The sequence below is a fragment of the Aliidiomarina sp. B3213 genome (assembly GCF_003290085.1).
Classification (GTDB): Bacteria; Pseudomonadota; Gammaproteobacteria; order Enterobacterales; family Alteromonadaceae; genus Aliidiomarina.
Genome location: NZ_QMKJ01000004.1, coordinates 92,131 through 104,655, shown reverse-complemented (window position 1 = coordinate 104,655; position 12,525 = coordinate 92,131). Strand labels below are relative to the sequence as shown.

Genomic DNA, 12,525 nt, shown 5'->3' with positions numbered 1-12,525 from the left:
GCTCAGACTTCTATAATGTGCCGCATTAAATCACAACCCGAGTATTTGTTATGGCACAACGCACTGCATTGTACGAAGCGCACATTGAAGCTGGCGCGAAAATGGTTGATTTCCACGGTTGGGACATGCCGCTTAATTACGGTTCGCAAATTGAAGAGCACCATGCGGTTCGTAAAGCTGTAGGTATGTTCGACGTTTCTCACATGACCATTGTCGACGTAACTGGCCCAGAAGCGAAAGCATACTTGCGCCGTTTGCTTGCGAACGACGTTGAGAAGTTGAAAGCGCCGGGCAAAGCACTTTATAGCGCAATGCTCAATGAACAAGGCGGTGTGATTGACGACCTGATTACTTATCACTTCAACGACGAGTCTTACCGTGTGGTTGTAAACTCTGCTACGCGTGACCGCGACATGGCTTGGTTGCAGCAGCAAACTGGCGAATTCGACGTACAAGTGACCGAACGCACTGAGTTCGGCATGATTGCGTTACAAGGCCCAGAAGCACAAGACAAGATTAAAGCGATTGTGTCTGCAGAAGACCACGCAACAATTTCTGAAATGAAGCCTTTCTTTGGTGCACAGTACGGCGACGTATTCGTTGCAACCACAGGTTACACTGGCGAAGCAGGTTACGAAATTATCGTTCCTGTGGCAGAAGTTGTGAACGTATGGAACAAGCTTAAAGAAGCTGGCGTTCAACCCGCAGGTTTGGGCGCGCGTGACACACTTCGTCTAGAAGCTGGCATGAACTTATACGGCCAAGACATGGACGAGTCGGTTTCTCCGCTAGCAGCAAACATGGGCTGGAGTGTTGCACTTGAGCCAACAGACCGTGATTTCATTGGTCGTAAAGCCCTAGAAGCTGCAAAAGCGCAAGGCACTGAAAAATTAGTTGGCTTGGTGATGACTGAAAAAGGTGTGCTTCGTGCAGGCTTGAAAGTGATTGTAGACGGCGGCGAAGGCGTGATTACTTCAGGCACATTCTCACCTACATTGGGTGTGAGTGTGGCAATGGCGCGTGTACCTCAACCAGTAGGTGAAACTGCACAGGTGGAAATGCGCAAAAAAATGGTTACAGTTAAGGTCACGAAGCCAAGTTTCGTAAGAAACGGTAAAGCGGTCGTCGAACTTTAACAATTAGTCAGATTTTACTGAAATATTTGAAGGACATAACAATGAGTCAGGTACCTACAGAGTTAAAATATGCGTCTACCCACGAGTGGATCCGTGACGAAGGTGACGGCGTTTACACCGTTGGCATTAGCGAACACGCACAAGAACTTCTTGGCGACATGGTGTTTGTTGAGTTACCAGAAGTGGGTGACACGGTTGCAGCAGGCGACGACTGCGCAGTAGCAGAGTCTGTAAAAGCTGCTTCAGACATTTACGCACCTGTAGGTGGCGAAATTATTGCTGTGAACGAAGAGTTAGAAGACTCTCCTGAAACAGTAAACAGCGACCCATACGGCGACGGCTGGTTATTTAAACTTAAAATTGAAGATGCAGGCGAGCTTGCAAACTTGCTCGACGCAGACGGCTACAGCGAGTCAATCGCAGACGAATAAGCCACAATCACAAAGGCCCCGGTATCGCCGGGGTCTTTTTGTTCGACTTCCGTGTTTTTAAAGAACTACCGAACAGAGTTCTAGAATTTAATAGGTATTTTCATGAGCAGTAAATCGCTGAATCAGCTTGAACAGCACGACGATTTTATCTACCGCCACATTGGCCCAGACACCGCTGAGCAGAAAGAAATGCTAGAAGTGGTGGGTGCGCCTTCACTTGAAGAAATGACTGCGCAAACCGTTCCTGGTTCTATCTTGCGTCAGCCGTTCCTGTCGGTAGGCGAGCCAATGTCTGAAACTGAAGCTTTGGCGAAGTTGAAGAAAATCGCGCAAAAGAACGAAGTGTTCACAAGCTACATTGGTGCGGGTTACTACGACACCGTTACACCTAATGTGATTCTGCGTAACGTACTTGAGAATCCAGGTTGGTACACGGCGTACACGCCTTATCAGCCAGAAATCGCACAAGGCCGTTTGCAAGCTATTTTGAATTTCCAGCAAATGACTATCGATTTAACCGGTATGGAAATCGCCAGTGCGTCATTGCTTGATGAAGCCACTGCAGCAGCCGAAGCCATGGCGATGGCACAGCGTGTGAGCAAGTCGAAGTCGAACGCATTCTTCGTTGCCGACAACGTATTCCCTCAAACCATTGATGTGGTGCGCGCACGTGCAGACATGTTTGGTTTTGAAATTATCACAGGTCCTTGGCAAGAAGCTGGCAAGCACGACGTATTCGGTGCATTGCTACAAAGCCCAGCCGACAACGGTGATGTGCTTGACCTAACCGACGTGATTGCAGAAGTTCAGGCGAAAAAAGGTATTGTGGGTGTTGCTACTGACCTGATGAGCTTGGTGCTATGTAAGTCACCGGGTGAAATGGGTGCAGACATGGTATTCGGTTCTGCACAGCGCTTCGGTGTTCCTATGGGCTACGGCGGACCACACGCGGCATTCTTTGCAACTCGCGAGAAGTTTAAGCGTTCATTACCTGGCCGCATTATTGGTGTTTCTAAAGACACCAACGACAACACCGCACTTCGCATGGCCATGCAAACGCGCGAGCAGCATATTCGCCGTGAAAAAGCGACGTCAAACATTTGTACCGCACAGGTACTATTGGCGAACATGGCTTCTTTCTATGCCGTTTACCATGGTCCGAAAGGCTTAACGACCATTGCTCAGCGTATTCAACGCTTCACCACCATGTTTGCAGCGGCGCTAAAAGAGCATAATTTCGAAGTAGAAAATTCTAACTGGTTCGACACGATTACTTTCAGAGTAGACTCGACTACGCGTAGCGGTATTTTAGCGCGCGCGAAAGTAGCGAAAATTAACCTACGCATCGACAAAGAAGACACCTTAACGGTGAGCTTCGACGAAGCGAAAACTCGCCACGACTTTATGGCATTGTTGAATGCTGTGTTCGGTGAAGGCCACGACATGGAATTGGCTAACCTAGACGGTAAAGCTCAGGGCATGGAACCGCTTGCGAAAGAACTTGAGCGTACTAGCGACTTCTTAACGCACGAGGTGTTTAACCAGTACCACTCAGAAACTGAAATGCTGCGTTATATTCGCCAGCTTGAAGGCCGCGACTTAGCCTTGAACCACAGCATGATTTCATTGGGCTCTTGTACCATGAAATTGAACGCGACTGCAGAAATGATTCCGGTAACTTGGCCTGAGTTTGCTCAACTGCACCCGTTCTGCCCATTAGAGCAGGCGCAAGGTTATGCTGAGATGATCGGCACGCTAAGTGACTGGTTGCTAGACATTACTGGCTACGACGAAATGTCGATGCAGCCGAACTCTGGTGCGCAAGGTGAGTACGCAGGCTTGCTAGCTATTCACTACTACCATGAAAGCCGTGGTGAAGGGCATCGTAATATCTGTTTGATTCCTGAGTCTGCTCACGGTACTAACCCAGCTTCTGCGCAAATGGCAGGTATGAAAGTTGTGGTTGTGGCGTGCGACGACAAAGGTAACGTAGACATTGAAGATCTTCGTGAGAAAGCTTCAAGCGTGAAAGACAACCTCGCGTGTGCAATGGTGACTTACCCGTCTACGCACGGTGTTTACGAAGAGAAGATCAAAGAAATCTGTGACATCGTGCATGAAAACGGTGGTCAGGTATACATGGACGGCGCGAACATGAACGCGCAAGTGGGTGTAACGTCGCCGGGTTATATTGGTTCTGACGTTTCTCACTTAAACCTACACAAAACGTTCTGTATTCCACACGGCGGTGGCGGTCCTGGTATGGGCCCAATCGGTGTGAAGAGCCACTTGGCACCGTTCTTACCGGGTCACGTTTCTATGGACGCAGAAGGGCTAGTAAAAGGTAACTCTGCGGTTTCTGCAGCACCTTATGGTAGCGCGAGCATTCTTCCAATTTCTTGGATGTACATTGCCATGATGGGTAGCCGTGGACTTCGCGAAGCAACTGAAGTGGCTATTTTGAACGCTAACTACATTGCGAAGCGCCTAGAGCCGCATTATCCGATTCTATATCGTGGCCGTAACGACCGTGTTGCGCACGAATGTATTATCGACTTGCGCCCGTTAAAAGACGCAACTGGCATTGCGGAAATCGACATTGCGAAGCGTTTGCAAGACTATGGTTTCCACTCACCAACAATGAGCTTCCCGGTTGCGGGTACGCTAATGGTTGAGCCTACTGAGTCGGAAGCTAAAGCGGAACTCGACCGCTTTGTAGACGCGATGATCAGCATTCGCCAAGAAATTAAGCGCATTGAAGACGGCGAGTGGACTTTGGAAGACAACCCATTGGTTCACGCTCCGCATACGCTTAACGACATTGTGAATGCTGAGTGGAACCGTGCTTACAGCCGTGAAGAAGCTGCATACCCTGCAGAGTGGATTCGTGGACACAAGTTCTGGCCAAGTGTGAACCGTATTGACGACGTATTTGGCGACCGTAACTTGATTTGTTCATGCCCTCCGTTGAGTGCTTATCGTTAATCGAGCGAGCTGTTCCCATGAAATAAGTCGTTTAAAAGCTGAAGTCCGCCTTGTGCGGGCTTTTTTATTACAGGTTAGCCATTTCGTCAGTACCGCATGCGAAACTTACACTTGTATGTACTTGAAGTACACTTGGCCAGCCAAAAGATAGGGCTAATCCTTGAATTGTGATCTCTCGACCTCGAAATGAGGAGCAGAAAAATTTGTAGAAAAAAAGCGGAGATTGTCGAGAAACCAACTTTTCACAAGTTTTAATTTGGAGAGTGAAGAACCACTTTAATACAACTTATGTGATGTAAGAGCGTCTCAAGCTAAAGGCATGTTACGAGTTTTTAACTATCATCTATTAAATAGCCGTATAAGTTTCGGTTGTCATCGATAGATGTTGGCTTTAAGGTTGTATATGAGATAGGAAGAAGACACCGATACCGTAAAAAAACTTAAAATACTAAATCAAAAATCCCCTTATTTATTCTAATGTTTAGGGATAATTCATTAGGCGATTAGAGCCTGATGCAAATGATTCAGTTAGGGAAAGATAGAATGACACAAAAAGTTTTTATCAGTTACTCACACATAGATGAACCATTCAGGCAAGAGCTCGAAGACCATCTCGCCATGTTGAAAAGAGATAATCTAATTTCAGTCTGGCATGACAGGAAGATTGATGGGGGTGATAACTGGAAGAATGAGATTGATAAAAACCTAGACAGCGCAGACATAATACTCTTCCTAATTAGTTCAAAATTTCTTGCATCGGATTACTGCATGGACGTTGAAGTAGCAAGAGCAATTGAGAAAGAGGAGGAAGGTACGGGAAGGCTAATTCCTATTATCATAAGACCTGTGGATTGGCAGGCCTCCCAACTTTCAAAGTTCCAAGCGTTTCCTAAAGATGCTCTAGCTATAACTAAATGGGAAAATCAGGACGAAGCATGGGTCGACGTAACTCAAAGACTCAGGCGAGTGCTCGCAGACTTTGTTCCAAATACTGTGCCTGTGCAAAGCCAGCTTGACTTGTCAAATGATATTAAGGTTTCTAATAGTACCCTAGATTGGTTGAACTCCACTGAGATATCGTTTTCACACAGACACGTTGACTTAGTGAAGTTGTCGCATATATTCGTTTGGCCTGACCTCCTTCTAGACCAAGATGTGAAAGATATCGAGATAATCGATTCAAAAAAGTTAGTGAGCCAAAAAGGACGATATTTCATTACAGGAGAGGAGCAGCAAGGAAAAACCACTTTACTGAAAGCAATATACAAAGAAGCTCTTCTTGGTAGTATTGTTCCGATCTACATTGATGTTAAAAACCTAAAGAGCTCCGACCTAAATAAAATGCTTGAAAAGGCTCTAAATTCACAATATGAAAACCTTGATTTAAACAAATCACAGGACTTTGAGGTTATTCTTTTAATAGATAATCTAGATGAAAATGGGCTTAATAGAAAAGGATTAAATCGATTTCTCGAGAGTGTAGAGGAGTATTGCGATTGGGTAGTAATTACGGCTCACGAATCATACAGTCTCATGGCGTCGGACATAACCTATCTTGCGGAATATAAAGAAGCAGAAATCCAAGGGTTAGGACACTATAAACGTGAGGAAATAGCAAGAAAGTGGATATCTCTTGGGCAAGAGGAAACTATTGAGGATAAAGAGCTATATAAGAGGTGTGAAGAAATCAGCGCTTATCTTAATTCTATAATAAGAAAGAATATACTACCTCCAAAGCCAATATACATTCTGATGTTAATGCAGATGCATGAGGCAAGTACGAAGCAAAACTTGGATATGACATCGCACGGACATTGTTATCAGAAACTCATATACCAAGATTTAGAAAAAGCAAAGGTAAAGAGTGCTGAAATTGAAAAGTACATGAATTTCCTGACTGAATTAGCTTGGACAATATTTTCTAATGAGGGGCCGTTAAACCTGCATTTCAAAGAAGAATTTTTCAAGCAGTACAATAATACATTCATGCAGGTTGATGGTAATAGGTTGATAGCAACTCTGAGTCATGTGCCAATTCTAAAGGAAAGCGATGGACTTTTGTCTTTCTCGTACCCCTACATTTATTATTTTTTTACCGCAAAAAAAATCGCAGAGGGGTATCAAACAAAACCTGAAGTGAAAGATGCATTCGAGAAGCTACTTGCAGGTTTTCACCGGGAGGATTACTCGAATATTCTCGTGTTCATTACTCATCATTCAAAAGAAAAATGGGTCACTGATGAAATAAACAATGTATTGAGTGGGTTATTTAAGGAACAAACTGAATCTAAATTAAATAATGAGCAATTATCTTTCATGGATGATTTTCTAAGTCAAATACCTCAATTGATAATACAAACAAAGAGTATCCAAGAATCAAGAGATGAGAGAAATAAGAGGTTAGATAAGCTTAGCCGTGAGAATGCAGATGATGAACGTGAGAATGACGACGTACCCTCTGACATTCTTGTAAGTATTAATAAAACATTTAAAGGAATGGAAATATCTGGACAGATTTTGAAGAGTCGCCATGCGACTCTTGAAAAGTCGATTTTATTAACGCTAGCTGAAAATGGAACCTCTACAGGATTAAGATTTTTGGACTATTTCATATCAATCTCCGATAGCACCAAGACGGAGGTGATAAATATAGTATTATCATTGTTAAGTGAGTCGTCGGACATATCAAACTCAGAGCTTGAAGATCAAGCGAAAAAGGCGTACTACCATCTGGTGTATAGCGTGATAAATGGTGTGGTTCGGAAAATTGCGTCATCTGTAGGCTCTAGGGAGGCTTATGAAATATATGTTGAGCTAGAGCAAAAATCTGACTCACCAGCAATAACGTTAATAAAGCAGGCGATAGACCTTCAATTTAATAGGAATATTGATTTTGTTGAGCTCGAACGCACCAATTTGAAATTAAAAAGCAATCCTGTATGTCAGCATATCTTGAAAGAGATTGTCGTTCAGCATGTTTATATGTTCCCCACAGATTATAAAGAGAAGCAGAGACTTGAAGAGCTCTTTGGCCTACCTGTGAAAAGACAGAGACTATTCGACAGTAATAAACGAGGGAAGGGATAATTCAGTTTTTAGCGTTACTAAGGTGATGACTTGAACGGTGGATTCTAAATGGGTCTACTAACGTAACTTTAAACATCTTATTTAAGATACGAGTGTATTAAGGCATTTGCTTTAACTGGACTCCCATTAAACGACTTATTTCATGAGAACACGAGCTTTATGTTTTCAGTATATAAGTCGTTTACTGGGAGTAAATAAATCGTTTGCGGTAAATAAGACGTTTAATAGTGAAGCCCGCCTTGTGCGGGCTTTTTATAATGATGAATCTCGACAAGGTTATGTTTTTATTCCGAAGCTTGAATTTGCTATCCATAGATCCTGCTAGTGAACAACAAGTAAACGAGTATAGATTTGGTTAACTTGAGTAGACATTAACTCAATAGTCACCTCTTAGTTAGATAAACAAACCAAAAATACCGAGGTGTTTGTTTATAAGAGGAAAACTCTTAAATCAACAATATCAAGATTAGAGTGCTGTGCTCTACAGGATTTAGTAGTTAAGAATCATTCGAGCTACTTGCTCATCTTGTTCGTTAAAGGAAAACATTTCTTTTATTTCAGAAATAGGTACACCTTGTCCCAACCACAAAGCGACCTGAGCCGGTACCGTAGTATCGTGATTAGGATTGTTGCGCTTGTATCTAGCAATCTTATTAGCCAAAGAGCTTAAGTTCTGTGGCACGTATTTCACTGCAAAGGAATCTGAATAGGTCGGATTACCTTTTTCAAAATCGGCGCAATATGCAATGAGGGTAATGGAAGTGCTTCTGTTAGAGGCCAGCTCTATAAAATTCTGACCATTCGCTCGGTAGTAACCGCCGCCCCGTAAATAGATTTGAAAAGCAATCATATTTTGATTTGAAGGATTAGAGTTTTCCAAATATAAAGCTGGGTTTATATTAGTTCCTATTCTAAGCGCTTGATTCGTATTATTTCTTAGGGTGCCAGAGATCGACGAACCACTAGAACTACCATTTCCACTTAATCTCTCAATAGAGACCTGCCCAGATTGTAATGCATCAACGAGGCTTACCACTGTTGAGCTGCTTTGGGCGCTAGGGCTAAACAAAAACAAAAACACACCTAAAAGCACTGCAGGAATTGTCAGTGAAAAATCTAAAAATTGCGGCTTTAAAATCTTACTGAAAAGCATTGGTCGTTCCTTATAATCTGTTACCGGTAAGTAGCTCTGGATTATCAATTGGTAGCTTTTCTAAGCTTTCAATACGAATAGAACACTTTTAATTAATAGCGACTAACTAATTTTGACTTTAGACATCTCGATATTCAATTATTGAGTAAGCAGCACACCCTAAACGTTTCAAAGGGTTACCCATGAAATTATGCTTGCAGGCAACGCAACTTGTGCTACGAAAATTCTTGAATGGGGTGAAATAACACCGGCTATGATTGCGCCAATCACAACTTCTCCGATCGCAAAAAAACCATATTTTGCAGGATAGGTTACGAAAGTCGATATGATCCAGATTATTGTTATAACCGGAGTTGCACTCGTGGAAATATTGAACCAGCCTCTGTTTACAGGAGCTAACGCTGGGTTAGTATTTGCGGTTAAGATAGCTTTAGAAGCACTACCCGCAAAGAAGCCCATTAGTAGCCCTAGAATTATTTTAGATTCCATCGGCATTCTCCCCTAAATCGTTAAAACTAAGACGCACGGCAAGTCTTCGAGGTTAATTAACTGTTACTTTTCTACTTAAAATTAACTATTTCTAAGAGCGTTAGCTATAAAAGTCAAACACTTTTAGTCTGAGTTAATATTTGCCTTTCCAATGAAACTATGTAAAGTTCTAAGCCTATATCCTTGTTCTAATGCCATTTATATTGACAAGCTGGATGCTTGCAGAAAATAAGATGCAAAGGATGCTATCAATATCCGGTATTGTATGGGTTAACATATATAAGCCATTTGTTATAGTTTGTTTTTATAGGCCAATGAGCTAGGGCTTTTATTCATTTTGAGAAACAGGAATTCAAGAAAAACACATCAAGGAGACCGCGCTTGGATATTGTTCATGAAAACCCCTTCCGAGTTCTTGGTTTGTTCGCCAATTCGAGTGAAAGAGATCTTCAAAAGCAAGTTGCAAAATTAAAACGTTTTTTAGAGGTTGGGAAGTCGGTTGATTTTCAAACTGATTACTCACTATTGAATAGCGTCGATCGTTCACCCGAAATAATCTTACAGGCTACCGCACTTTTAGAACAAAACTATGAAAAGCTTCATCACGCTTTGTTTTGGTTTGTAGTTGATACTCCATTCGATGAAATTGCGCATAGCAAATTGGCGGATAACGAGATTGATTCAGCAATCGATATATGGAGGACCAGATTAAAGGCTGAAGTAACTGAAGCGAATCTTTCATCGTACCTAAATTTATCTACGCTACTCCTAGCTCTCTCTGTTGATGACGGTCATGTTGACAAAGAAAAACTGGCTGAAGGACTTAATTTGAAAGGTCGGTTACTACAAAGTCAGGCTTTATCAAAATTACCATCATTACTCCATATTAAGTCTGAATACCTTAATACAGAAAGGTTAACTGCTGAATTTGTTGATGAAACAGTGAGCTGGTTAAATAATTTGACTGGTAATCCAAATGGGATCGAAAAGTTCGAACTCATTAAATTATTTACGGAATTTCCCTCAGATATTCAAAGAAAAGTATTAGATGAGCAAGTCAAAGAACCAATACGAGATATACAATCTCAGATTGAACGTTGTGAAGATGAGCGAAAACAAACTCCTCTTAAAGCAGACCGTTTAGGAAAAAAGCTATTTAACAATACTAAAGACAGGCTTAGCACGATTAGCAGTATGGTTAACTCAGGTAATTTGAAATACCAACTATTAGTGAACAGTCTTGCGGATGAAATAATAGAATGCAGTATCAGTTATTTTAATTCGCAATCAAAAAATGGAAATCCTGATGCACACAAGAAGGCTTTGGGTGTTCTGGAACTAGCGCACAAGCTAAGTCCTTCTGGCCAGACGAATAATCGACTCGAAGATAGTCGTCAAACGCTTGAAAAAATGATGCAGGAAAGGGAAGAAGAAAGAGAGCAAGAGGAACTTTTACGTGACGTCGAACCATATGTCGCTAGGCTTACTAAAGAGTTAGAGGCTTTTAATAGTAAATCCTCGATTAATGCAGTGAGTGATTTTATACAAGCATGTCGTCCAGAGCTGGATGCGATAAGAGCTGAGATAGGAGACGACAATGATGCCTACATAATGCTTAGTGATGGGATTGTTAATTGCGCATTAAATGCACTTATCGAAGTTGTAAATGGCGCGCAGCAAAACGCAAGAAGTTATGGTCTGGATAAAATGCTGAAAATAGTCACGCAGGCTCGCAATTTAACAAAGCAACTAGCTAGTATAAGCTGCTCACCAGATATGGCGTCTAGGGTAAAAGTAAATTTAAGAACTATAAGCAGTATCGTTTTGGATCTAGAGGCTATAAAACGTAAAAATAGTGGTGGCTGTTACATAGCGACCATGGCTTACGGGAGCTATGATCATCCAAAAGTCAAAGCACTTAGGCGTTATAGAGATAACGTTCTCAAAGCGAGTTTTACGGGTAGATTGTTCATAAAAATTTATTATGCAGTCTCTCCTCATTTGGTATCTCGGTTGGCCGGCCATCCCATAATCAATGAAAAGATTAGGGGTATTCTCGACAAATTAATAAAGGTTATCGAAAAGTGAAAGCTACTACATTTTTAATCCTGATATTCGCTTCTTTGAGTTCACAAGCCATAGGCCAAGAGTGTACCTTCGATAGTGAGATTGTTGGCCAGATCACAAAAGACATTGATGAGCGTGATTTACATGATACGGACGCCTCAGTTGAGCAGTTGTTGCTGGTAAATCAAGCTGCGTCCGAGCAACTAATATGTTTGGAAGAATTAATCGCTAACGCAGTCACGGAATTAGAAAACACTAGAGCGGAGCAAATTGAAAATAGGACGTTGATTGAAGATCAAGTAAGCGTGCTTGATCGGCTGATGGTGAGTTTAAATCAACTTACGACCAAGAAAGATGAAATAGAGACTGGTCTCAATAACTTGAACGCAGCGCTTGATGCTAATAGAGCCTATATGGAACAGCAAATTGTAAGTCTGCAGATTCAACAGGAAAACACAAACGCAGAGCTTGAAGGCAATACCAATGATCTGAATGAGCGCATACACAGTTCTAAGGAGCAAACAAATGAGATGATAGATAGCCTTGAGGAGCAAAATAAGGATACCAATGCAAATCTTGAGCAGTTATCTATTGAATCGTCAACTTCGATTGCTCTGGTAAATGATTATCTGAGGTACTTGGCGATTGCCATTTGTATCGTTTTTGTGATCCTTGCCTCCTTGTTTATTTACTTCGGAATATATCTTCAGAGAAGAAGAGCGTCGATACAACAAAAAATGTTAGAGCGTTTCAATGAAATTGAAACAAATATTCTAGCAACTGACAAAAATGCTTCTGATATGTTGGAGAAAGTAACATCTAGTTTGGCCTCAAACAAAAAAGATGAGGAAGATCATACATTGGCGTTGAAAGTGGCAGATGAAATAGTCCGAATTGAAAAAAATGCCGCTAAGATGGACTCGAAAACAAAAGGGCTTAAGCAGTTAATGGCCTCAATAAATAGGATTCAGGATAACTTCGCTGCCAATGGCTATGAGATTGTTGAGATGTTGGACAAACCCTATGATGAGCGCATGAACGTGTTAGCTACTTTTGTACAAGATGAGAACCTCTTACCAAATGAACAGGTAATTACCAAGATAATAAAGCCGCAAATTAACTTTAAAGGGCAGATGATACAAACAGCCCAAGTTGAAGTAAGTACAGGGGAATAATA

The 12,525-nt window shown here is 41.9% G+C and carries 8 protein-coding genes; 6 read left to right on the top strand and 2 right to left on the bottom strand.

Features of this window, described 5'->3' with window-relative positions; all coding sequences use genetic code 11:
- The first annotated feature begins 50 nt into the window (after positions 1–50).
- From gcvT to DQX04_RS11535, 4 genes are all read left to right on the top strand, one after another.
- On the top strand, positions 51–1,136 hold the full coding sequence (gcvT, locus tag DQX04_RS11550) for a glycine cleavage system aminomethyltransferase GcvT (protein ID WP_111916093.1): 1,086 nt from the start codon (positions 51–53) through the stop codon (positions 1,134–1,136).
- Positions 1,137–1,177: 41 nt separating this feature from the next.
- Positions 1,178–1,567, top strand: a complete 390-nt coding sequence (gene gcvH / locus DQX04_RS11545) for a glycine cleavage system protein GcvH (protein WP_111916092.1) — start codon at positions 1,178–1,180, stop codon at positions 1,565–1,567.
- A gap of 102 nt (positions 1,568–1,669) precedes the next feature.
- Positions 1,670–4,552, top strand: a complete 2,883-nt coding sequence (gene gcvP / locus DQX04_RS11540) for an aminomethyl-transferring glycine dehydrogenase (protein ID WP_111916091.1) — start codon at positions 1,670–1,672, stop codon at positions 4,550–4,552.
- 543 nt (positions 4,553–5,095) lie between these two features.
- Positions 5,096–7,639 carry a toll/interleukin-1 receptor domain-containing protein gene (locus tag DQX04_RS11535; protein WP_111916238.1) on the top strand — a complete coding sequence of 848 codons (2,544 nt, stop codon included), beginning with the start codon at positions 5,096–5,098 and terminating at the stop codon, positions 7,637–7,639.
- Positions 7,640–8,129: 490 nt separating this feature from the next.
- Here the strand turns inward: DQX04_RS11535 and DQX04_RS11530 are convergent, their stop codons facing one another.
- Both DQX04_RS11530 and DQX04_RS11525 read right to left on the bottom strand, forming a co-directional pair.
- Positions 8,130–8,792, bottom strand: coding sequence for a hypothetical protein (locus DQX04_RS11530; protein ID WP_111916090.1), 663 nt, complete (start codon positions 8,790–8,792; stop codon positions 8,130–8,132).
- A 168-nt stretch (positions 8,793–8,960) separates the two neighbouring features.
- Positions 8,961–9,281 (bottom strand): hypothetical protein, encoded by a 321-nt coding sequence (locus tag DQX04_RS11525; RefSeq protein ID WP_111916089.1) that lies wholly within the window; start codon positions 9,279–9,281, stop codon positions 8,961–8,963.
- Positions 9,282–9,662: 381 nt separating this feature from the next.
- On the opposite strand from DQX04_RS11525, the gene DQX04_RS11520 reads away from it, so the two are divergent.
- Both DQX04_RS11520 and DQX04_RS11515 read left to right on the top strand, forming a co-directional pair.
- Entirely contained in the window at positions 9,663–11,369 is a 1,707-nt protein-coding gene (locus DQX04_RS11520) for a CFI-box-CTERM domain-containing protein (RefSeq protein WP_111916088.1), read from the top strand.
- Positions 11,366–12,523 (top strand): hypothetical protein, encoded by a 1,158-nt coding sequence (locus DQX04_RS11515; protein WP_111916087.1) that lies wholly within the window; start codon positions 11,366–11,368, stop codon positions 12,521–12,523. Before DQX04_RS11520 ends, DQX04_RS11515 begins: the two co-directional genes overlap by 4 nt.
- Positions 12,524–12,525 lie beyond the last annotated feature (2 nt).

Bases quoted from the DNA above. Each gene is read 5' to 3' on its own strand.
- gcvH (WP_111916092.1), top strand. From the start codon at position 1,178: ATGAGTCAGGTACCTACAGAGTTAAAATATGCGTCTACCCACGAGTGG.
- DQX04_RS11530 (WP_111916090.1), bottom strand. From the start codon at position 8,792: ATGCTTTTCAGTAAGATTTTAAAGCCGCAATTTTTAGATTTTTCACTG.
- gcvP (WP_111916091.1), top strand. From the start codon at position 1,670: ATGAGCAGTAAATCGCTGAATCAGCTTGAACAGCACGACGATTTTATC.
- DQX04_RS11525 (WP_111916089.1), bottom strand. From the start codon at position 9,281: ATGGAATCTAAAATAATTCTAGGGCTACTAATGGGCTTCTTTGCGGGT.
- gcvT (WP_111916093.1), top strand. From the start codon at position 51: ATGGCACAACGCACTGCATTGTACGAAGCGCACATTGAAGCTGGCGCG.
- DQX04_RS11535 (WP_111916238.1), top strand. From the start codon at position 5,096: ATGACACAAAAAGTTTTTATCAGTTACTCACACATAGATGAACCATTC.